Genomic DNA, 20,741 nt, shown 5'->3' with positions numbered 1-20,741 from the left:
GGGGGGGGGGGCACCCTTCTCCCCCGCAGCACAGCGAACCCTAAGTGCACCAACAAAGCCCAGAGCGAGGAATGCGGTGGCGGCGAAGAGCGACCACTGCGCGGCGTTGGCCATGCCTTCGCTTAAGGCCCGCACCGCTGCCCCAGGAGCACGGTGCTTTGCGTTGCGGAGGCTTGCCCGGAGTCATCGACGGGAATATCCCGCAGCACCGTGCCTGTCAGCTGCGCGGAGGCGAACCAGAGGTCCAAACCCAGGAAGGCACTCAAACCACCCGGTCCTAAAAACTAGCCCGGCCCAGATGCTGGTTAATTTCGATCCTGTATAAAATCACCGATTCTCCGTGCGATGGATTCGAGCGTCCCATTTCCAGACGGCGAAATGTTCTCCATTCTTCCTTTGCCTTCGCTAGGTGAGGCTAAATCTAACCTAACGGTATCAGCTGCGAAAACCCGTTGATTGATGAGGCCTACTGCTTTTTAATTGCATGTTCGATCGCCAATTCAATTCGAGTCCAATTTATGAGTTTTATCGCTTGAGGCTGTACCCATTCTTCGACGCAGGCTGGGAATTCCAGCGTGGTGCAGCGACGGTCTGTTAATAGACCATCTTTGGCTTCGTGTAGTAGGTGCTTGACGGTATTATGCGCTTGCTTGAGTAACTCTAGCTTTTTAGCAGCATCAGGTAGCTCAGTGGCAAAGAGCTGTTCTTCCAAATCCGGAGGCCAAAGTGACTGGGAGTTGTTCTCGAAATCATCGAAGTATGTAAATGGATCGAATCCGATCCATTGTGAAACCTCATCAATGAATGAAGTGATTGCCACCTGAATCGGAATTTGAACCCCTTTAAGTGCTTCATTCGTGAGTTTTTAATAAGTCTTTGGGGTGGGGGATTTCGCTAGTTCGTTGAGTGCGGTGGGGGCACTGGACATCAAGGTGCTGGTAGCACCTTCAAGCGAGGATCCGTCTCGTGTGATGACGTCTGGATATGTGGGGTAATTGCCATGGAACAACCACTTCTGGATGTTCCCTTCGGAACTGTTCCGATCGGCTCCGGACGGTAGTGGGCGCTTTTCCATTCCCAAGGATTCCCACGGTGTGACGATTGCCTGAATTGGTACTTGGTAGGCAACGGACAGCTGAACGAGTTCCTCAATGGTGATTGCTCTATCGTCGTTCTCGATTTTTTCGAGGATGCTGACAGCGAGTCGAGAGGTCCGAGCCGTGCAATGGCTCAATCTTGGGGCAGACCTCGAATTTCTCGAAGACGTCGAAGCTTGATGCGGACGACAAAGGAGCTCGAAACTTGGGAGTCGTGACGGCCGGTTCGTTGTGCACGATCTGCGGCATAGTGCGGCTTGTAACTGGCTCGGAAGGGAAGTGCCGGTAAATACCGTCCGATATTGGCCTGGACATGCAAATCTTGAAACTACTGCGATTCACGCCACTTATTCGGGGATGGGAATCGACCTGGCAGCATACGAACGGATGAATAGGTGACAAACGGGTGACAGGATGCGCATAGAAAAACAGGCTGGCAATCCACACTTCTGAAAAGTGCAAATCACCAACCTGTTCTAAATGGTCGGGGTAGCGGGATTTGAACCCACGGCCTCTTCGTCCCGAACGAAGCGCGCTACCAAGCTGCGCCATACCCCGAGGCCACAGACACAAGCTAGAGCATAGCTCCAGCGCTGTGCTTGCGAGGACTTACTTTAGCCCGACGCTGAGTCAGAATGCAAAACGCCTGCTTAACAGGCTGCGGGGCCAAGTCGCGGTCTCTGTCGCACCCGACGAACTACGGACTACGGACTACGAACTACGAACCGGACCCGTACGAACTACGAACTACGAACTGGAAACTACGAATCCCGCTCCACAATCTCAATCAAGGTCGCGGATGGGCGGCAGAACAGGCGCACCGGGGCGTAGGGGGAAGTGCCAAGGCCATTGGAGACGTGCAGCCACGTCTTCTCGGTCCAGCGCGACAATCCCGAGGCCCGCGAGCGGTCGATACCGCAGTTGGTCACAATGGCCTTCCCTCCGGGCAGGCACACCTGGCCACCGTGGGTATGACCAGAAAGCACCAGGTCGTAGCCATCGTCCGCAAAAGCATCCAACACGTGGGGCTCCGGCGAGTGCGACAGGCCGATAGCGATGTCGGCATCCGCATTCGGGGCACCGGCGATCTGCGAATAATCCTCCAACTCGTGATGAGGGTCATCCACACCGGACAGTGCCACCTTCACTCCGCCCGCGACAAACTCCAGTCGGGCATGGGTGGCATCCTGCCAGCCGTGCTCGATAAACGCAGCGCGCATGCCGCGCCACGGTAGTTCGACACGTGAGGGCTTGCGCTTCTTGCCCGTCAGGTACTTCAGCGGATTTACGGGCCGCGGCGCGAAGTAGTCATTGGTGCCAAACACGAAGGCACCCGGACGGTTCAGTAGGGGGCCGAGCGCTGCGAGGACACTGGGAACGGCCTTGTCGCTGCCCAGGTTGTCGCCGGTATTAATCACCAGGTCAGGGTTCAGAGCATCGAGGCTGGCAACCCACTTCTGCTTCAACTTCTGGTCGGGGAGCATGTGGAAGTCGGAGACATGCAGAATCCGGAAAGACTCGCCCTCGCGCTTTCCCGCCCGGGCGAGTGTGCCGGGTGTCAGCACGGGAACTTGAACGCGGTGGAGTTTAAATGCGCGCAATTCGATTTGGTTCGCGTAGATGAACGTCGTCAAGCCGAGCGTGGCGATAGCTGCGGCAGACCGCAGAATTCGGTTGGAAAAAGCGCGCGATGTCATGACAGAGACACTATCAACTACAGCGGTAATCTAGGGCGTATGAGTGAACTGAAGAACACAATTGTCTCCGATATGACCGCCGCAATGAAGGCCCGCGACAAGGAAACCGTTGCGGCGCTGCGCATGCTGAAGGCCGCCATCCAGACCGAGGAGGTCTCCGGCTCCAAGCACGAGCTCACCGATGAAGAAGTGCTGCGTGTGATTGAGCGGGAGGTCAAGAAGCGTCGCGAGTCCGCTGAGATGTACGCCGAGAACGGCCGCCAGGAACTTGCCGACGCCGAGCTCGCCGAAGCAGAGGTTTTCGCCCGTTACCAGCCGGAACAGCTTGACGACGACGCTGTGAAGAACCTCGTCGCAGAATCCGTGGCCGAGGTTGCTGGCGATGACGCGCCGAGCATGAAGATTATGGGGCAGGTTATGAAGGTGGCAAAGGAAAAGGCCGCTGGCCAGGTCGATGGCAAGCGGCTCTCCGAGGCCGTTAAGGCTGCCCTGCAGGGCTAGCGCGACCTCTCGGGGTTCCTTCAGTGTTTCAGTGCCGCGGTGACTTTTAGCAAGTTGCCGCGGCCATTTTTTTAAACCGGCAGCTTCTAGAACCGTAGCTTCGATAACGGCAGCTTTTAGAACGGCAGCAGCGGAATCAAATCCCGCAAGCTCGGCGCCGGTGGAGTGTTCGGGCGAGGGAACTGCGGTAGTGGATCCGGCCGGGGCGTCGTCGACTCCGGTCGCGGCGACGGCGCTGGTGGCGGGGTCGGACGACGGGTGCCATCGGCCACGCGGATTGTGACGGTGCCCCCCTTAAGAAGTAGTGGCGGCTGATCCAGCCCGACCACGATTCCGCGCGACTCACCCGTGCGGGACACCGTGCGTTCCTCTACCTTGTAGCCAGCCTTCTTAAGGGTCTCCCGAGCCTCGGCCTTCTGCATGCCCACCACATTCGGCATTTGGGTGATAGAGGTGCCCAGGCCGTAGTCCGAATCCAATGGGGGGAGGTTCTTTCCGCCATAGTCCTCGATAACCGGGCCGACTGCACCAAACCATGTCCGCGCGGGCTCACGACCACCAAAGAGGTTGCCGCTTGGGCACTGCCGCAGCGGTGACGTGCACAGCTCCGTGACAGTCGGGGTGTCGTTGTAGGCGTACACCGATCCGGCCAGACCGCCGGTGAAGCCCAGGAATGCCGCGGACTGGTTCGACTCGGTGGTACCGGTCTTAGCCGCGACTGGGCCGTCCCAATTCAGCTCTTTCGCGGCATCCTTCGCAGTGCCATCGGTGGCATCATTGCTGAGCGCATTAGCGATTGCGTGCGCAACCCCCGGCTCCACCGCCTGCTCGCACGGTGGCACATTCAGCTTGACCGCATTGCCCTTGGAGTCCGTGATCGACTCAATTGGAGAGGGCTCGCACCAGCGGCCATTACTGGCCAGGGTGGCAGCGACATTGGACAGCTCAAGGTTATTCACCGACGTTGGACCCAGCACGAACGAGCCGAGCTTGTGCTCCGAGACATAGTCCGCCACCGAGGACTCACCATCGAAACTGCCCGGCTCCGTGTATGAGCGCATGCCCAGGCGTACTGCCATGTCCATCACGCCATCAACGCCGACCAGCTCCGAAATCTGAATAAAAGGAGTATTCGGTGATCGCGCGAGCGTCTCACGCAGTGACATCGACTGCGGGAAACTGCCTACGTTCTCCACGCAGTACAGGCCCGGCGGGCAGCCCTCTGCGCCACCGGTGCCCAGCCCGGAGGCCTCATAACGACGCGGCACCGGGAAGTGGGTATCAATACCCAGCCCCTTTTCCACCGCCGACGTTGCCGCGAAAATCTTAAAAATCGAGCCCGCGCCATTGCCTACCGGCGTAAATGGCTGCGGCTGCACGGTCTGCATTTGCTCCGCATCGAGGCCGTATACGCGTGACGACGCCATCGCGAGCAACCTCCTGGAGTCATCCCCAGGCTCAAGCAAACTCATAACCTCAGCTGCGCCATCCGCAGTCGGTGACGCCTGCTGACGCAGAGACTCCTGCACGCTGTCCTGCACACGCGGGTCCAGTGTGGTCTTCACATGGAAGCCACCGCGCTTCAGCTTTTCGGCATCAATACCGTGGTTCTCCAGGTAAGAGACCACATAGTCACAGAAGAAACCGCGATCGCCCGCCGCGATGCAACCCTGCGGCAGGCGCTGAGGCTCCGGAAGAATACCGAGATCAGCTGCCTTGGCGTCCTGAGCCTCCTGCGGGCCAATTGCCCCCGTGGATTCCATAGCCGCAAGCACGTCGTTACGCCGTGCATGCGCACCTTCCGGATTTGTATACGGATCGAGCCCGGAAGACTGCTGAACCATGCCCGCGAGCAGAGCGGCCTGCGGAACATTCAGATCGGACGCGGGAATGCCGAAGTAGGTCTGAGCTGCAGCTTCCACGCCGAAAGCGCCATTGCCGAAGGGGACCAAGTTTAAATACTTGGTCAGAATCTCGTCTTTCGTCAGCTCATCTTCCAGATCCAACGCGATGCGAATCTCGCGGATCTTGCGGCCATAATCCGTGGCAGTAGCAGCGCGGCGCTCCGACTCCGACTGCGCGTCCACGAGCAGCGTGTGGTTCTTAATCAACTGCTGCTCAATCGTGGAGGCGCCTTCCTGCACCGACTGAGACATGAAGTTCTTTACCGCCGCACGAGCAGTACCCTTCCAGTCCACACCAGAGTGCTCATAAAAGCGCCTATCCTCCACGCTGACCAGTGCGTCCTTCATAGCTGGCGAGATGCGTTCCGACGGCACATTAACCCGCCTCTGATCATAGAGCCACGCAATTGGCTGATCATTACGATCCGTAATAGTGGTGACCCCTGGTGCGTCCTTAGAAATCACCGACCGCGACGCCGACGCGAATTCATCAGCCGTGCGCGCAACGAGGTAGGCCGAGCCGCCCACAAGAGGAAAGAGGGCGCTGGCCATAATCAACGCTGCCAACACAGTGGCAACGGAGAGCTTGAACAGCGTCGAACCTTTATTCACAGCAATCACACTACAAGGTAGGGCGGATTGAGCCGAAGTAGGTTTTCGAAAATCCACCTAGTGACATGCCCGGGGAGTCCAGTAAAACGCCTGGCGAGCGGGGAGGGGCGCTACGAATGCCTTTACAACACCGCGCAACTCGTCGTGTAGTAGTTTCCGGAAAAAGATTTTCATAGTGACGCAAATCACCCCCGTGCTTTTGTTGGAAAAAGTTGCCCCACCTGCATCGTTATATTTAGAGCTGCGCCACGTCCACCCTCCTAGTGTGACCCAATCGACATTATTTGGGTGGTGTGAATAGACTTACAACAAAATTTCAGCACTATTTAGTTGAAACTATTTCGAAATAACGAAAATCGCAGGCACGAGGAGGCTACAATGACCGCCACGATTCCAGATCGCAACCGCACTGCTACTACGCCAGAATACGAGCTCGGTGTAGAGAGCTTCCGCGATCGCCAGGAGTGGGTCCCGCGCGCTAAGTGTCGCGATATTGACCCGGATAAGTTGTTCGTTCGCGGCGCCGCACAGCGCGAAGCCGCCGTTATCTGCCGCCACTGCCCAGTGGTTCTGCAGTGCCGTGCCGACGCTCTGGATAACCGCGTCGAGTTCGGCGTCTGGGGTGGTCTGACCGAGCGTCAGCGCCGCGCAATGCTGCGCGAGCACCCGGAAATTACTTCGTGGGCCGACTTCTACGCTGAGCAGTACGCAGCTCAGCGCAAGGCAAAGCTGGCTAAGTAAAAACCCAACTTAGACCGAAGTAAAACTGAACCCCCAGCGCGCGAGGCTGGGGGACAGATAAAGTAGCTCCCATGACTACTAAATGGGAATACTTCACCGCACCGCTGCTCATTCACAACACCAAGGCCATCCTGGACAACTTTGGTGAGGACGGCTGGGAACTCGTCACCGTTCTCCCCGGCCCGACCGGCGAAAACCACGTTGGTTACTTCAAGCGCCCAAAGGCTGACTAACTTTATTCGTCCGGCCCTAGTCGCCGTGGAAAGGCTTAATTTAAATGAGCAACTCTGAATCTCGCACTCCTTCCCAGGCCCTCGAGGACCTGGGGCTTACCCTGCCTGCCGTTGCCGCGCCAGTTGCGGCCTACGTACCCGCAACGCGCACGGGCAACCTTGTTTTCACTTCCGGTCAGCTCCCATTCGTTAACGGCGAGCTCACCCACGTCGGCCACGTCGGCGCAGAGGTCACTGCTGAGGGGGCTAAGGAGGCCGCACGCACCTGCGCCCTTAACGCTTTGGCCGCAGTCGATGCCGAGGTTGGTCTCGACAATGTCACCCGCATCGTGAAGGTCGTCGGCTTCGTCAATTCCGCCGCCGGATTCACTGGTCAGCCGGGCGTTATCAACGGAGCCTCGGAGCTCTTCGGCGACGTCTTCGGAGAGCGCGGCCAGCACGCTCGCTCGGCAGTGGGTGTAAATCAGCTTCCGCTGGACGCTCCCGTGGAAGTAGAAATCATCGTTGAAGTAGCTCAGTAGCTGCTGTATTTGCTGCTGCAAGCAGCGAGGATGTTGCGTTCTCCGGGGCGTCGTGAAGCGTGCTTACACCCAAATGAGTCGATTTGGAGGACGTGGCGCGCTCCCCGGATTGCGCAACCACGTAGGATAGAGGACATGGAGCATCCTGCGTATAGCCAACTGCGTCAGATTTCTCAGTCTGTGGGCGTCGTTCTGTGCCCGAATCCCAGCTACTCTTCGCTGGAAGGTACGAACTCCTACGTTATTAAGGCTGAGGGGGATAGCCGCAGCATTGTCATCGATCCGGGTCCGGAGGACGAGGGACACCTGAACGTCCTCCAGCGTTATGCCGGTGACGTCGCGTTGATTCTGCTGACGCACCGTCATGGCGACCATGCTGATGGCGCCGCGCGTTTCCGCCAGCTCACCGGCGCGCCGATTCGAGAGCTGGAGTCTCAGTACTGTGCGGGAGGTCAGGATCCGCTTGTCGACGGCGAACGTATCGTCCTCGACGGAGTGACTCCGCAGATTGAGGTCGTGGCAACCCCTGGTCACACCGCTGATTCTGTCTGCTACTTCATCCATACTGGTGATGGCGAGGACGATGTTGAAGGCATCGTTACCGGTGACACTATCGCTGGCCGCCACACGACTATGATCTCTGAGACCGACGGCGACCTGGGTAAGTACATGGAAACCCTGGAAATGCTGGATACGCGCGGCAAGGGCGTACGTCTGCTGCCCGGTCATGGTGCTGACCTGCCGGACATCACTGTAATGACGCAGAAGTACATTGAGCGTCGTAAGCTGCGCCTGCAGCAGGTGAAGGACGCCGTTGCCAAGCTGGGCGACGAGGCTACGGTCGACCAGATTGTGGATGAGATTTACACCGATGTTGATCCGGTGCTGCGTCATGCTGCTGAGCAGTCGACTCGTGTGACCCTGCGCTACCTGCGCGATCACGGGGAGTAGTTGCTGGGCTTTGGCTTCGGCTGCGGCTTCGGCCGGTTGCTGGGCTGGGGTGGTCTCAGGTTGAGCTTGGGTTGGTCCTAGGTAGAGCTTGGGCTTGGGTTGTCGCTTGAAAAAGGGCGTGTGACCTGCAGTTGTGCAGGTTGCGCGCTTTTTGTTTGGGCGGGGGCGGTTTTGGGGTGGGTTGTCCTCGTCGGGGGTCAGCTCAATCACTTATCGATGAGGTATCCACTTGTCGATGAGCTATAGCGCACGCATAAGTGAACAGCGCATCGACAAGTGATTGATGCGGGGAGAAATCGGTGAATGGTGCATCGATAGGTGCCGGGAATGCGTCGATGAGTGGCAGAAAAGCGGGAAGCATCGACGGGAAGCATCGATAAGTGCGCCAAAATTGGCCATAATTCGGCCGGTGGGGTGGGGCTGGCATGCCAGGCCAGCATGCCAGGCCAAGCGGGGAAGACAACAAAAATCCCGCGAGCCTCATGCGTTTTATGTGCTCCTACGGGAACCGAGGAACCAAAAGCAGAGGCTGCGGGATGTGAGTCGTTTGGGCAGCTCCGCAAACGCCGCAAACGCCACAAGCGCAACTAGCTAGCGTGCGCGTCGAGCCAAACGCTCTGTATCGGAGATGAGCACGGACTTGCCCTCAAGACGGATCCAGCCGCGGTGGGCGAACTCTGCAAGAGCCTTGTTAACGGTCTCTCGGGAGGCGCCGACGAGCTGTGCGATTTCCTCCTGGGTCAGGTCATGGTTCACACGGAGAGCAGAACCCTCCTGAACGCCGAAGCGATTAGCGAGCTGAAGCAGGGACTTAGCCACGCGACCTGGGACGTCGGTGAAGATGAGATCAGCCAGCGAATTGTTGGTGCGACGCAGACGGCGGGCCAGCATGCGCAGCAGCTGGGCCGGAACATCCGGGTGTGACCCGACCCATTCCTGCAGCTGGTCAGCGCTCATGGATGCGGCGGAAACCTCGGTGACACAGACCGCCGAAGAGGTGCGCGGGCCCGGGTCGAAGATGGAGAGCTCACCGAACATGTCGGACGGGCCCATGATGGTCAACAGGTTTTCGCGACCGTCAGCTGAGCGACGAGCCAGCTTCACCTTGCCATCAATAATGATGTAGAGCCGATCGCCCGGCTCACCCTCATTGAAGATGGTGGTTCCACGCGGGAAGCGAACCGTCTCGAGCTCACCGAGCAAGGCCTGCACAGCCTCCTGGTCGACTCCCTGAAATACACCGGCCCGGGAGAGAATCTCCTTGACGTCATCCACGGTAAAATTCTCCTGTCTTGGGCCACTAACCACCGTAAATACAGGCCAGCGGCCACCAAATTAACACTCGACTACAGATTGCAGTGGTCAAACGGGAAGAGAAGCTGCCCCGTCCCACTAGTCCCACTACTTTCGGTCTTTCCCGGTAACGCCGCTGCCAGCTTTCAAGGCAGGTTCATCCCTGGACGAATTTCACGACAAAATCGCCTCTATAGATGCATCCCAAAAACTACGCCGTCACCAAGATGTGATAAACACCACTGTAGCAAAAGAGCCACTGCGTCTGTGGGGAATTCTGGTGAAAAGCCGCTGAACTGTGTATTTCTAAATAGCAATGAGCTAACGGTGTTCTAAGTTGTGGTTGGACGTGACCTTTTCGACTTTTCTGACCGATTGCGCCCGAGCTTCAACTGATTGCATCCGCATCTCTGGTGAACCTAAGGATCCCGTCCGCGAAAGGTATGACGAAAAGGTGCGCACGCGAATTGCAATCCGGGGTAGCCGATACACTACGACCATGGATACGACCGGCAAGGCATCGTCGATAAGCAAGCACCAGATAAGCAAGCACCAGGCGACGAGCAAACTCCAACCCACACACCCGGAGGGATCCCTGACGTCGAAGAAGCGTCGGGCGGTGGGGGCGCATCCGGCGGCGCGGGGGAAAGAGACGCGTCTGGGCATGGTGCGGCGTGCGCGGCGGATTAACCGCACGCTGGCGGTGGCGTACCCGAATGCGCACTGTGAGCTGGACTTTCGTAATCCGTATGAGCTCGCGGTGGCGACGATTCTGTCGGCGCAGTGCACGGATGCGCGGGTGAATATGACTACGCCGGCGCTGTTCGCTAGGTACCCCAGCCCGGCCGAATTGGCGGTTGCGAATCAGGAGGAGGTCGAGGAGCTCGTTCGGCCGACGGGTTTCTATAGGAATAAGGCCGCGAACATCATCGGTTTTGCGCAGGGCGTGATGGAGCAGCACGGCGGCGAGGTCCCGGGCACGTTGGAGGAGCTGGTGAAGCTGCCGGGCGTAGGGCGAAAGACAGCAAATGTGGTGCTGGGGAATGCTTTTGGGGTGCCGGGGTTGACCGTCGATACGCATTTTGGGCGTCTGGTGCGGCGCATGGGCCTCACGGAGCAGGAAGATCCGGTGCGCGTGGAGCACGAGATGATGGAGGTGCTGCCGCGCGCGGAGTGGACGTGGTTTTCGCACCGGCTGATTTTCCACGGGCGCCGGGTGTGCCATTCGCGCCGGGCGGCGTGCGGGGCGTGCTTCTTGGCGGCGGATTGCCCGTCGTATGGCGTCGCGGGTCCGGCGGAGCCGGAGACTGCGGAGAAGTTGATTAAGTCAGACGACAGAGAATGGCTTCTCTACCTGGCCGGTCTTAATGACGGCTACAGTGGGGAGGAACTTTCCGCGCTTGACGACGGGCACAGCGCGCGCAACACCACAGCGACACAGGACTAGTCGAGGAGCACTTTTCGTGAATGAGCAGGGCGGTCGTAGTCACAATGGTGGCCACATTGGGGATCGGCAGGCGGACGTTAACCGTTCGGCATCACTGATTACGCTGCTCATCGCGGGGATTAGCATTGTGGGGCTGGTGGTTTTCGCGATTGTGAATACCACTGGTGGCAATGACGAGGCCGACGGTGGTGGGACTGGAGCTGGTGTGAGTGCCGGTGCGAATGGTGCTGATAATGGTGGCACCGGCAGTGATGATGAGGTGGATAGCGCATCGGCGGCGCCAGCGATGTCGAAGGACGAGATCGCGGCGGTAGCGGGTAGTGGCTCGCTGGCCGGTGTGCGCTTGCCGCTGTTGGCAGAGTCGGGAGACTCAGCGGATCAGAGCAACGAGGTCGGCCAAGCGGAACTGGTAGACATGGGCCAGGTCGTCGAGGGCAAGCCAACCGTGCTTAATGTCTGGGCATGGAACTGTGCGCCGTGTCGCCAAGAGCTGCCGCTTATCGAGCAATGGGGCAAGGACAACCCAGATGTGCAGGTGGTGACGGTGCATGCGGCTCGCGAGGCGGGGCGTGGCCAGGCCCTCCTGCAGGAAATCGGAGTGAATCTACCGACCTACTCGGACACGGTCGATGTGGTCGGACCAGCGTTGAATCTACCGCGAGTTGTGCCCATTACCGTGGTGTTTAAGGCCGATGGCACGGTGGCGACCATTCATCCCGGTGAATTCATCGATGCGCAGCAGATTACTGATCTCGTGCGAGGTGCGTTGAAGTGACTAAGGGACAGTCGTGGAATCGCGACGCAAGCTCGGGGCTGTATCTGCCGAAGTGGTTGACCAATAGTTTGCCGCCGCATCTAGTCAGCGCTGATCATGACGCGGCGGGCCACACCAGCACCAGCCAAGACGCGGCAGGTCACTCGGAGCAACAGGTGGCCGGTCGCTCCGCTTCGTCGTCAAGCGTGAAGCGCGCGTTTGCGAAGTTGCGGCGAGACTCCTCGACGCAGGAGAAACCATTGCGGAACCCTGCGCGGTCGGCGGTGTTGGTGCTGATCAGCGGTGATGCGGAGGCGCACCAACGGCCGGAGGATGCCAGCGTGGTACTTACGCACAGGGCGACAACCCTGCGTAAACATGCAGGCCAGATGGCTTTTCCGGGCGGTCGTGTCGATCCCGAGGACGTGGATGAAATCGATACCGCGCTGCGTGAAGCCGAGGAAGAAACCGGCCTGAACCGAGAGACGGTGACGCCGGTGCGGGTGCTGGACTCGATTGACATTTCGCGGACTGGCTTCGCGGTCAATCCGGTGTTGGCGTATTGGCATGCACCGCATCCGCTGCGTGTAGTCGACCCTGCAGAGACGGAATCGGTGCTCAATGTGCCAATCAGCCACCTGACGAATCCGGACAACCGCATGATGCTGGGCTATCACGGCTGGACAGGGCCGGCATTTAAGGTTGGTGACTTCGTCGTTTGGGGCTTTACCGGCGGCGTGCTGTCCTACTTGCTGGATGTGGCCGGCTGGTCGGAACCGTGGGACGAGACCAACGTGCAGAAACTTTTGCCGGTGCTCGCGCGTTCCGCTAATGGTGAAAAACTGTCCGTACTGAAGGGAGGCCGACGATGATGCCTGCAATCGCTGTGTTTGACGTTGCGCTGCTGGCGATTTTTATTTTCACGCTTGTCGTCGGCTGGCAGCAGGGCGCCGTCTCGTCGATTATGGCTATTTTGGGCGTTGTCCTGGGCTTGGTTATTGGTGTGCCCTTGGCGCCGCTAGCTATGGCACAAGTCGAGAACCAGTCGGGAAAGGTTCTTCTGGGCCTCGGCACGGTGATCCTGTTCGCCCTGATTGGTCACGCGGTGGGAACAGTGGCGGGGCAGTCGCTGCGGAATACCATTCGCTCGCCGTTGGCAGTCGGCCTGGATTCGAGTCTCGGCGCCATCGTGCAGTCGGTGACTGCGCTGGTAGTGACATGGATGATCGCCGTACCCCTGGCCACCGCCGTGCCCGGACAATTCGCCGACTGGGTGCGTGAGTCCAAGGGCATGAACCTCATTGACCAGGTCGCGCCCGACGAATGGAGTGACGGCTTCAGTGGCATCCTCCGCCAGCTCCGCGATGATGGAATGCCTGCCATCGCTCCGCCATTCGGCTACAAGCAGAACGTCCCCGATGAACCCGCCGACCCCAATGTGATTTCACAAGGGGTCGTCGACAGTATTCGACCGTCCATCGTCCGCGTCTTGGGCGAGGCCCCGCAGTGCGAACGCTTGCTGCAGGGCACGGGCTTTGTCATCGCACCGGATCTGATTCTCACCAACGCGCACGTGGTCGCCGGCGCCACCACTGTTCGGCTGGAAACTGTGGTCGGCATGGCTGACGCAAACGTCGTGCACTACGATCCGCTTGACGACGTCGCCTTGCTCCGGACCACCGACCTACCCCTGGAGCCCATGCAGTGGGCGGACCAGGAAGCTCGTCCGGGCGATGACGCGGTAGTGCTGGGCTTTCCCGAGTCCGGCCCCTTTAAAGCCACGCCTGCGCGCGTGACGGAGAACATTATTATTCGAGGCCCGGATATTTATTCGTCGACTCGACACGAGCGTCAGTCCTATGTTCTGAAGGCAGATGTGCGCCACGGCAACTCGGGCGGCCCACTGATTACGCCGCAGGGCCAGATCCTGGGCTTGGTCTTCGGTGCCGGTGTGAACAATGACCAGACTGGTTACGCGCTGACGCACGCCGAGGTCCAGCCACACATTGATGAGGCGATGGATCACTACGGGGCCATCAGCACGCAAGAGTGCGTGGCGGGGTAAGCGGCAAGTTGTGTGTCTGTGGGCAGGGCAGCCCCCAGCCCCAGCCGCAGGAGAGTTCTGGCTAGCTTCAGCCGTGCCGGAGCCTAAGATCCCTCCGGCAACCAGTGCAGGTGATCTCTGATTGCCTGCACCACCGCCTGCGGTTTTTCTACCGGCAGGAAGTGCCCACAGCCCGGGATGACGCGCACGTGGGTGGAGCTGAGCTCCACGAGCGCAGGTGGGGTACGAGTGTCCTGCTCGCCGACGAGCAGCACCGTGTGCTCATCGCTTTTCGACGAGCCCTCCATCGCACTCAACCACTTGCGGAAAGCGACCGGAGCCGGTCGCGTCCACCAATTCATGTGAGCCAGTGCAGGGCGGAGTGTGCCACTGGCCAGACTGTCAGCCATGAGTTCCGCGGTCTGTTTCCCTTCAGGGGTCTCGGCGAACCCCTCCCCGGCGGTGGACATGGACTCGCGCACGATGCGGTCAATGAGCCGCTGCTGGCGAGCCTCAGCTGCCTGTGTGCTGAACTTATTGCGGCGCAACCGCGGTACCCGTGGCCGTGAGTCCCACCACGAACGGCGCAACAGTGGGGCAAGGCTATTGCGGAAGTCCTCCGACCACGGGCTCTTCAACTGGTTGAGCCACACCTTCGGATGCGCAGCACCACAACCAATGATTCCAGCGACAAGGTTCGGCTGCCGCGAAGCCAACGTCCACGCCACCCACGTACCAAACCCCTGACAGACCAGCAGCGCGGTCGAGTGCCCCAATGAGCGAATCGACGAGGCAATGTCCTGGGCCGCCTCAAACGGGTCGTAGCCATTCGGGGTGCGATCGGACTGATCGTAGCCACGCATAGAGATAGCCACCGCGTGAACGGGGAGGGGGTCGCCCGAGTCGTCGTTAAGCAGTGGCAAAACCTCGCGCCATTCAAACCAACCGCCAGTCGAGCCGTGAATAAACAACACGAGCGGATCGGAGGGGCGGCCGCACTCGGCGATGTGTAGGCGCTGGCCGCGGACGTGAATGAGACGATGACGCCAGGGGCCAGTGAGAGAATCGCTAAGGGAGGTCATGAGAGGAAATACCTTATCCGAAGGGCTTAAACCGGGACTGAATAAGACAAAAGGGCGAGACCAACAAGTCCCGCCCAATTTCTTTTTAAGCCTTTAGGTGTACATACCGTTCGACTGCGAAGACTTCTTCGCCGACCCCGACGGCACGACCCCCTTCAGTTCCTGCATCGACTCGATGGTCTTCTCCGGCTTGCGAATCGACTTGACCTTCTTCAGACCCAGCAGCGCCGCGACACCGGCGATGACCAGCATCAGAACGAAAACGATGAGGAATGCAGCCCAGGTCGGCAGCCAAAGATCCAGCAGCCAGCCGAGGAAGAAGAAAAAGAAGAACGAGGAGTACAGCGCGACGACGCCGGCAACCGCGAAGAAGCCACCGCCAACTGCACCCTTCTTAGCCTCGCCAGCAATTTCAGCCTTGGCCAGCTCAATCTCAGAGCGAACCAGAGCGGAAATCTGCGTAGAAGCATTAGACACGAGCTGGCCGATGCTGGCATCGCCCGAAGCGTTGCTATCCACATCACTCAGCGGGATAGCGGTAACACGCGGTTCGGTGCCGTCGGTAAAGAGACCCTTCGTATCGTCGTTGCTCACGTGTACTTCCTCCTACGCAGATGGTTGGAAAAGATGGTTTGAAACTTTAAAACTGCAGTTACAAACTGCCATACTACCTCTCATTGTGGGGAGAGCGCGCCACAAGGGCGAAAAAGCCAAGAACTCGTTGAAGTTTTTCTCATCTTTGACCATTTCTATATAAGTTTGTCACTTACTTAGCGGTGAAGAATTAGGGTGTGGGATATGAACAATCAGCCTGAGAACGTGCGTGGAGCCGATGGAATTGGTGCCGATGCTGGCAATGGTGTTGGCAATGGCGCTGGTGCCGGAAAGGGTGGCCTGGCTGGCATGAGCTTGGGGGTATCCTCCGTGTCGGCGAAGAAGCGCGCAGAGCGTGAGGCAGCGCGGGCGAAGGCATCTGAATCGGGTGCCGATGGAGCTGACAGCGCTCCCGCCGCTGCTATCCCGCAGCTTGACCCCAAGGACCCCCTTGCGCCCCTGTGGCAGCTCGACGGCGTTGCACATGCCGCTGATGTCTCGGCCAAGGCCATCCAGGCCGTCCACCGGCACAAGGCCAACCTGCGCAAGCACAACGTCACCGGCTCCGAGTCGGTCCTTCGTGGCGCTCGGGCATCGGCGTGGCTAGAAGGCGGCGAGCCATCGCTTCCCGACGACGGCAACATCACCGATCCCGTACTCGCAGCAGCCCTTCGGGTTGCCGACACCATTTCCCCGGAGTCAATTGGTGAGACCACCCGCGTGTGGCAGCGCGCTCCGCAGCAGGTGCTGGCCAAGTTTGCGTTGAACGCATCGCCCGCAGGTGAGACTGAAGACGGTTCCGAGGCACGGATGAAAGCCGGGCGTCCAGTCGGTGACGACAAGCTCTCGTCTGCGATGAAGGAGCAGCGTCTGCACGTGCTCGGTGACTTCATCACTGGCCGCAGCCAGATCCATGCTGGTGTGCTCTCGGCGATTGTGCACGGTGAACTGCTGACTCTGCGCCCCTTTGAGTACCACAACGGCATCATCGCCCGCGCCGCCTCGCGGCTGACGACTGTCGCAACCGGCCTGGATCCGCGTGGCTTGGCCGTGCCCGAGGTCTACTGGACCCGCCACCGCCAGGAGTATTTCGAGGCCGCAGAGGGATTCGCGTCGGGAAGCGCCGATGGCCTGCGTGCGTGGATTCTCCTGCACCTGGAGGGGCTGAAGGCCGGTGCCGTGGAAGCGCGCGGTATCGCCGAAGCGGTGTAGACGGGCCGGGTGGACGGTCTGCCTGCCGGATGGTGGGTTAGTCGGCCTTTGGCTCGTCGTCGTTTTTGCGCAGTGCCAACAGCGTCGCACCCGCGCCAAGCGCCAGTGTGACGCCGGCAAGAATTGCAGCATTGCGTTTCGACGGCGCGCGAAACAGCGGGACGGGATTCCGGAATTGGCGCATAGGCCACTCACGCTCCGCCGCAATCTTGCGCAGAGCGCGATCGGGATTGACCACAACGGGATGGCCGACTGCAGCCAGCATGGGCTCATCAGTGATGGAATCCGAGTACGCAAAGCATTCGGCCAGGTTGAACTGGCGCTTTTCCGCTATCCGACGCATCTGCACAGCCTTGTTTTCGCCTCGGCAGAAGAACTCCGTTTCACCCGTGAAGAGCCCATCGCGGACCTCCAGCTCGGTGGCCACCACGTTGTAGACACCGAGTGCCTGCGCAATGGGCTCAACAATCTGCCGAGCCGATGCCGAGATAATGAACACCTGATGCCCCCGTGCGCGGTGTTCACGAATGAGCTCCAAGGCCTCGGCGTAGATGTACGGCGTGATGTTCTGCTCTAGGGTTTCGATCGCGACCTGGCGCAGTTCCCTGGCGCTGTGACCAGCGATAAGAGCGGAAAACTGCTCGCGCGTGGCCTCCATTTGCGCCTCATCGTGTCCCTGTGACATGTACAGGGCGTGACTGAGTGCCATTTGCAACATGTCCGTCGGCGAAATGATGCCGCGCTCGAGGAATTGCTTGTTGAACGCATATGCCGAGCTCTTGGCAATAATGGTTTTATCCAGGTCAAAGAACGCAGCGACGCGAGAGTTAGCGGTGGCGGGGGCATCTTCCGTGATGCGTGTGTCCGTAGAAACGTGCGGCTGCGGCGTTGTTGAAGCCCTGTTCTCGCCGGTGTTCATAGACTCTGAGCTTACCCATGGATGTCGGGCTCGGGGAGACGTGACATCGAATATCGTGACATCGAACATATTGGGCATTAAATCCTTTAAAAGGTATTTGCAGATTCCTCGGGATATGTAATACTTGGACGTGGCTGGCCCCTTCTAGTTCTTTTTAGAAACAGACTGCGAGGCCGCCCCGGCTCAATCCCCCCCCGAGCCGGTTAAAGACGCCTCGCGCCAATCCCCCCCCGGCGCGGGGCGTCGCCCCTTTTTTGGCCCAATGTTGAGGGGCATGTAGTAAAAATGCGGGCTGCACATGTGAAACTGTGCGAGTTTATGACACTTTCAGGCCTTTTTCGTGCCATTTTTGACATAAACGCAGCCACTAACTTGTATTGGTGAGGCCGCGCAGCAGTCATAAGACCAGGGCAACGTAGCGTTCTGCAGTTATCCACAGTCTGAAAATTATCCACAGACAGCGAGGTTTTGGCCCCTTGCGAGCATCATTGAATCCGCCTTTTAGTGCACGCTATGGCCATGGCAATCAAGAAACTGTCCATGGCTCAGCGAACCGAGGCTCCAGCAAATCCAGTAGTCAACGCTGTCGATGATGAAGCGCTGCGTGAAGAGGTTGCACTCATAGTCGCTGCTACCGGTCGTGACTGTGTGCAAGAGACCGTGCCACCTGTGGCTGCAGCGCCAGTGGCCGCACAAGCATTGACATCGTCGCCAGCATCACCACCAGTATCAGCCACAGCGTCAGTGCCCGCATCGACCGGAGCGGGAGTTTCATCGGCCCTGTGGCGTCGGGCACCAGCGGTGTTCGTTGATGCGTCGGCAGCCCGAAGATTAGCCGGGCGGCCTCATTGCGAGGGAGCGATTTTCCTGGTCCGCAGCGATACTGAGGCGGAAGATGTACAGGTAGCGAAGGTTTTAGCTCCTGTTTACAGCGCCAGTTTGCCCGCGGATAACGTCGATATTGTCGAACTGCTCGGCCGAGCCGAGGTACGTCCGGATGGTCCGAGGCTCTCCGATTTCCAACACAGCTCGAGCCTCCTGAACCGCCAACACACCCCAGCGTCACCTGCGAGCGCAGACGTGATTACAGCACCAGGTACAGAACCCGCACCGAACGTGCCAGCAACTACAACCGATTCCACGGCAACGTGCCTGATGTTGGTTCCTGCGGTCGGCGGTGCTGGTGCTTCCATTACGGCGGCAGCGAGTGCATTGGTTCTTTCCCGCGAAAGGCCCATCTGCTTGGTGGACGCAGATGCGCTGGCGGGAGGTATTGATCTGGTGCTCGGGATGGAAACGGAACCGGGACTGAGGTGGCAAGACTTCTCGGCTGCTGATGGCCGTCTCGACGGGGCGGCACTCTACGAAGCACTGCCATCCTGCCCGCGATCACCCGCGCTGAAAGTGTTGACGTGGACTCGCAGTCGCACGCCCGAGACGGCTTACAACCACGCCTCGGCGGCCACCAAATTCGACAGTGCCGACAGACTCGGCAGAACCGACAGACCCGACGATGTTCGGCACATTGCCAGCACCATTAGCTGCCTTATTCATGCCGGAATTACGGTCATCGTGGACTGCCCGAAGCAGGTGGAGTACATCACCACTCTTGGCGCGCTTGCCGATCACACCGGCATAGTCCTGCCCACCTCCGTCCGAGCGATCGCAGCCGCTGGGCACTTGGCGAGCATCTGTGCACAGGCGGGATTCACACCAAATCTTGTAGTTCGGTGCCAGCAGCACCGCGATATCAGTGTCGAAGAGGTTGAGTACGCGCTCGATCTGCCCATTGCTGGTGAGATTGAGTACTGCAAGAAAGTAGCTCACGAGATAGATGTGGGCGGGCTCGCTGGGACCGTCGGCAAGCTGACGCGGGGATTGGAAGCGATGTTTGCCCTTGTCGGCGGTGGTGGCGATGGATGATGTAAGGCTATTGGCGGCGGTGCGGACGGCGCTTGCGGAGCGGCCTGGGGTGGCATCGCATAGCGAGGTCGCCGACATCATTCGCGCGGAGACCGCGGGAGTTGTCTCCGATGTGAAGGTGTTGGAGATTCTGCGCACGATTCGTGAGGAAACAGTGGGCGCGGGCGTGTTGGATGCGCTGTTGCGCCGCCCGGGTGTCAGCGATGTGCTGGTCACCGCGCCCGGCGAGGTCTGGGTCGACGCCGGCAACGGACTGGAGCGGGCCGAGATTTCCTTCGCGGACGAGGGCGAGGTGCGCGCGTATGCGGTGCGGCTCGCGTCGCGGTGCGGACGAAGGCTTGACGACGCGCAACCTTGGGCCGACGGCCATATTCCTGGTGGTGTCGGCGGCTGTGGTGTGCGAGTTCATGCGGTGCTTTCCCCACCGTCAGCGACCGGCACTCAGATTAGCCTGCGAGTGCTGCGTCCGGCTCGTCGCGGGCTTGCGGAGTTGTGCGATATCGGGCTGTTTCCACCGGAGATTCTGCCGGTGTTGCGGGGAATCGTGGCGGGACAGCTGTCGTTTATTGTCGCCGGAGGCACGGGTGCGGGAAAGACGACGCTATTGGCGGCGATGCTCTCAGAAGTTAATCCTGATCAGCGCATTGTGTGCATCGAGGACACTCCGGAGTTGCAACCGCAGCATCCGCATGTGGTGAAGCTGGTGACCAGAGCCGCCAACTTGGAGGGGGCCGGTGCGATTGGGCAGCAGGAGTTGCTGAAGCAGGCGTTGCGCATGCGTCCCGACCGCATTGTCGTCGGTGAGATTCGTGGCGCCGAAGTGGTGGATCTGCTGGCTGCGTTGAACACGGGGCATCGCGGTGGGGCAGGGACAATTCACGCCAACCGGATTGGGGATGTCGTCGCGCGCTTTGAGGCTTTGGGGTTGATCGGTGGCCTTAGTCGCGCCGGGCTGCATGCGCAGTTGGTCTCTGCGGTGCAGGTGGTGTTGGTAGTCGAACGCGCTGATGTTCGCCGGCTGGCGCAGATCGGGCTGCTGCGCGGTAACCCACCGGAGGTGGTGGAGGTTTGGACTGCTCGGGACGGGCCGGGGCCGGGGTGGGAAACGTTGCAGAAATTGCTGGTCGGCAGGGAACAGTCGGTGGAATAACCGGTGGAATAACCCGGGGGAAAAGTCAGGGGATTAGACGGGGAGATTAACAGCTATGGGGGAGGG

The 20,741-nt window shown here is 59.6% G+C and carries 20 protein-coding genes and 1 tRNA gene; 12 read left to right on the top strand and 9 right to left on the bottom strand.

What is annotated here, in order from left to right:
* Nucleotides 1-122: 122 nt before the first annotated feature.
* The 4 genes from HMPREF2651_RS11220 to HMPREF2651_RS05575 all read right to left on the bottom strand — a co-directional run bounded on the left by HMPREF2651_RS11220 (nucleotide 123) and on the right by HMPREF2651_RS05575 (nucleotide 2,794).
* Nucleotides 123-266 (bottom strand): hypothetical protein, encoded by a 144-nt coding sequence (locus HMPREF2651_RS11220; RefSeq protein ID WP_153246014.1) that lies wholly within the window; start codon nucleotides 264-266, stop codon nucleotides 123-125.
* Nucleotides 267-466: 200 nt separating this feature from the next.
* Nucleotides 467-820, bottom strand: a complete 354-nt coding sequence (locus tag HMPREF2651_RS05590) for a hypothetical protein (protein WP_049180713.1) — start codon at nucleotides 818-820, stop codon at nucleotides 467-469.
* Nucleotides 821-1,578: 758 nt separating this feature from the next.
* Nucleotides 1,579-1,655 (bottom strand) — tRNA-Pro (locus HMPREF2651_RS05580).
* Between the two features lie 203 nt (nucleotides 1,656-1,858).
* Complete coding sequence (locus HMPREF2651_RS05575) at nucleotides 1,859-2,794, bottom strand: metallophosphoesterase (protein ID WP_049180715.1); 936 nt, start codon at nucleotides 2,792-2,794, stop codon at nucleotides 1,859-1,861.
* 39 nt (nucleotides 2,795-2,833) lie between these two features.
* Between HMPREF2651_RS05575 and HMPREF2651_RS05570 the strand changes: the two genes are divergently transcribed.
* Nucleotides 2,834-3,295, top strand: a complete 462-nt coding sequence (locus HMPREF2651_RS05570; RefSeq protein WP_005511696.1) for a GatB/YqeY domain-containing protein — start codon at nucleotides 2,834-2,836, stop codon at nucleotides 3,293-3,295.
* A gap of 116 nt (nucleotides 3,296-3,411) precedes the next feature.
* Here the strand turns inward: HMPREF2651_RS05570 and HMPREF2651_RS05565 are convergent, their stop codons facing one another.
* A complete protein-coding gene (locus HMPREF2651_RS05565; RefSeq protein ID WP_049180716.1) occupies nucleotides 3,412-5,820 on the bottom strand; it encodes a transglycosylase domain-containing protein in 2,409 nt (802 codons plus the stop codon).
* 369 nt (nucleotides 5,821-6,189) lie between these two features.
* On the opposite strand from HMPREF2651_RS05565, the gene HMPREF2651_RS05560 reads away from it, so the two are divergent.
* The 4 genes from HMPREF2651_RS05560 to HMPREF2651_RS05550 all read left to right on the top strand — a co-directional run bounded on the left by HMPREF2651_RS05560 (nucleotide 6,190) and on the right by HMPREF2651_RS05550 (nucleotide 8,257).
* Nucleotides 6,190-6,552, top strand: a complete 363-nt coding sequence (locus HMPREF2651_RS05560; protein ID WP_038627417.1) for a WhiB family transcriptional regulator — start codon at nucleotides 6,190-6,192, stop codon at nucleotides 6,550-6,552.
* Nucleotides 6,553-6,623: 71 nt separating this feature from the next.
* Nucleotides 6,624-6,785: a Sp36 family protein gene (locus HMPREF2651_RS10900; RefSeq protein ID WP_005511670.1), complete on the top strand. Its 162-nt coding sequence runs from the start codon at nucleotides 6,624-6,626 to the stop codon at nucleotides 6,783-6,785.
* A gap of 44 nt (nucleotides 6,786-6,829) precedes the next feature.
* Nucleotides 6,830-7,306 carry a RidA family protein gene (locus HMPREF2651_RS05555; protein WP_049180717.1) on the top strand — a complete coding sequence of 159 codons (477 nt, stop codon included), beginning with the start codon at nucleotides 6,830-6,832 and terminating at the stop codon, nucleotides 7,304-7,306.
* Nucleotides 7,307-7,441: 135 nt separating this feature from the next.
* A complete protein-coding gene (locus HMPREF2651_RS05550; RefSeq protein WP_038627422.1) occupies nucleotides 7,442-8,257 on the top strand; it encodes an MBL fold metallo-hydrolase in 816 nt (271 codons plus the stop codon).
* Between the two features lie 591 nt (nucleotides 8,258-8,848).
* On the opposite strand, the gene glxR is transcribed toward HMPREF2651_RS05550, so the two are convergent.
* Nucleotides 8,849-9,532 (bottom strand): CRP-like cAMP-activated global transcriptional regulator GlxR, encoded by a 684-nt coding sequence (gene glxR, locus HMPREF2651_RS05545; protein ID WP_005511668.1) that lies wholly within the window; start codon nucleotides 9,530-9,532, stop codon nucleotides 8,849-8,851.
* A gap of 637 nt (nucleotides 9,533-10,169) precedes the next feature.
* Between glxR and nth the strand changes: the two genes are divergently transcribed.
* The 4 genes from nth to HMPREF2651_RS05525 are packed head-to-tail and all read left to right on the top strand — an operon-like array spanning nucleotide 10,170 to nucleotide 13,816.
* Nucleotides 10,170-10,997: an endonuclease III gene (gene nth / locus HMPREF2651_RS05540; RefSeq protein ID WP_371325850.1), complete on the top strand. Its 828-nt coding sequence runs from the start codon at nucleotides 10,170-10,172 to the stop codon at nucleotides 10,995-10,997.
* Nucleotides 10,998-11,013: 16 nt separating this feature from the next.
* The gene (locus tag HMPREF2651_RS05535) at nucleotides 11,014-11,772 is read left to right on the top strand and encodes a redoxin domain-containing protein (RefSeq protein ID WP_049180719.1); all 759 of its coding nucleotides are present in this window, start codon (nucleotides 11,014-11,016) and stop codon (nucleotides 11,770-11,772) included.
* Entirely contained in the window at nucleotides 11,769-12,623 is an 855-nt protein-coding gene (locus tag HMPREF2651_RS05530; RefSeq protein ID WP_049180720.1) for an NUDIX hydrolase, read from the top strand. Before HMPREF2651_RS05535 ends, HMPREF2651_RS05530 begins: the two co-directional genes overlap by 4 nt.
* Nucleotides 12,620-13,816: a MarP family serine protease gene (locus HMPREF2651_RS05525; RefSeq protein WP_049180721.1), complete on the top strand. Its 1,197-nt coding sequence runs from the start codon at nucleotides 12,620-12,622 to the stop codon at nucleotides 13,814-13,816. Before HMPREF2651_RS05530 ends, HMPREF2651_RS05525 begins: the two co-directional genes overlap by 4 nt.
* An 83-nt stretch (nucleotides 13,817-13,899) precedes the next feature.
* On the opposite strand, the gene HMPREF2651_RS05520 is transcribed toward HMPREF2651_RS05525, so the two are convergent.
* On the bottom strand, nucleotides 13,900-14,877 hold the full coding sequence (locus tag HMPREF2651_RS05520; protein WP_049180722.1) for an alpha/beta fold hydrolase: 978 nt from the start codon (nucleotides 14,875-14,877) through the stop codon (nucleotides 13,900-13,902).
* Between the two features lie 93 nt (nucleotides 14,878-14,970).
* Entirely contained in the window at nucleotides 14,971-15,471 is a 501-nt protein-coding gene (locus HMPREF2651_RS05515) for a phage holin family protein (protein ID WP_038627432.1), read from the bottom strand.
* A 204-nt stretch (nucleotides 15,472-15,675) separates the two neighbouring features.
* Between HMPREF2651_RS05515 and HMPREF2651_RS05510 the strand changes: the two genes are divergently transcribed.
* Complete coding sequence (locus HMPREF2651_RS05510; protein WP_080972794.1) at nucleotides 15,676-16,683, top strand: Fic family protein; 1,008 nt, start codon at nucleotides 15,676-15,678, stop codon at nucleotides 16,681-16,683.
* A gap of 37 nt (nucleotides 16,684-16,720) precedes the next feature.
* Here HMPREF2651_RS05510 and HMPREF2651_RS05505 read toward each other — a convergent pair whose 3' ends face one another.
* On the bottom strand, nucleotides 16,721-17,602 hold the full coding sequence (locus HMPREF2651_RS05505; protein WP_049180723.1) for an HAD family hydrolase: 882 nt from the start codon (nucleotides 17,600-17,602) through the stop codon (nucleotides 16,721-16,723).
* A 519-nt stretch (nucleotides 17,603-18,121) separates the two neighbouring features.
* On the opposite strand from HMPREF2651_RS05505, the gene HMPREF2651_RS05500 reads away from it, so the two are divergent.
* Nucleotides 18,122-19,525, top strand: a complete 1,404-nt coding sequence (locus HMPREF2651_RS05500) for a CpaE-like family protein (protein ID WP_239663035.1) — start codon at nucleotides 18,122-18,124, stop codon at nucleotides 19,523-19,525.
* Nucleotides 19,518-20,675, top strand: coding sequence for a TadA family conjugal transfer-associated ATPase (locus HMPREF2651_RS05495; RefSeq protein ID WP_080972796.1), 1,158 nt, complete (start codon nucleotides 19,518-19,520; stop codon nucleotides 20,673-20,675). Before HMPREF2651_RS05500 ends, HMPREF2651_RS05495 begins: the two co-directional genes overlap by 8 nt.
* Nucleotides 20,676-20,741 lie beyond the last annotated feature (66 nt).

This window comes from Corynebacterium sp. HMSC063A05, from assembly GCF_001809695.1.
Lineage (GTDB): Bacteria > Actinomycetota > Actinomycetes > Mycobacteriales > Mycobacteriaceae > Corynebacterium > Corynebacterium amycolatum.
The sequence above is the reverse complement of the archived record's forward strand: the minus strand, read 5'-3'. Positions and strand labels throughout refer to the sequence as shown.

Coding starts and splice junctions, on each gene's coding strand:
- HMPREF2651_RS05575 (WP_049180715.1), bottom strand. CDS start 2,794: ATGACATCGCGCGCTTTTTCCAACCGAATTCTGCGGTCTGCCGCAGCT.
- HMPREF2651_RS05505 (WP_049180723.1), bottom strand. CDS start 17,602: ATGAACACCGGCGAGAACAGGGCTTCAACAACGCCGCAGCCGCACGTT.
- HMPREF2651_RS05500 (WP_239663035.1), top strand. CDS start 18,122: ATGGCAATCAAGAAACTGTCCATGGCTCAGCGAACCGAGGCTCCAGCA.
- HMPREF2651_RS05495 (WP_080972796.1), top strand. CDS start 19,518: ATGGATGATGTAAGGCTATTGGCGGCGGTGCGGACGGCGCTTGCGGAG.
- HMPREF2651_RS10900 (WP_005511670.1), top strand. CDS start 6,624: ATGACTACTAAATGGGAATACTTCACCGCACCGCTGCTCATTCACAAC.
- HMPREF2651_RS05550 (WP_038627422.1), top strand. CDS start 7,442: ATGGAGCATCCTGCGTATAGCCAACTGCGTCAGATTTCTCAGTCTGTG.
- HMPREF2651_RS05520 (WP_049180722.1), bottom strand. CDS start 14,877: ATGACCTCCCTTAGCGATTCTCTCACTGGCCCCTGGCGTCATCGTCTC.
- HMPREF2651_RS05555 (WP_049180717.1), top strand. CDS start 6,830: ATGAGCAACTCTGAATCTCGCACTCCTTCCCAGGCCCTCGAGGACCTG.
- HMPREF2651_RS05510 (WP_080972794.1), top strand. CDS start 15,676: ATGAACAATCAGCCTGAGAACGTGCGTGGAGCCGATGGAATTGGTGCC.
- HMPREF2651_RS05560 (WP_038627417.1), top strand. CDS start 6,190: ATGACCGCCACGATTCCAGATCGCAACCGCACTGCTACTACGCCAGAA.
- HMPREF2651_RS05525 (WP_049180721.1), top strand. CDS start 12,620: ATGATGCCTGCAATCGCTGTGTTTGACGTTGCGCTGCTGGCGATTTTT.
- HMPREF2651_RS05570 (WP_005511696.1), top strand. CDS start 2,834: ATGAGTGAACTGAAGAACACAATTGTCTCCGATATGACCGCCGCAATG.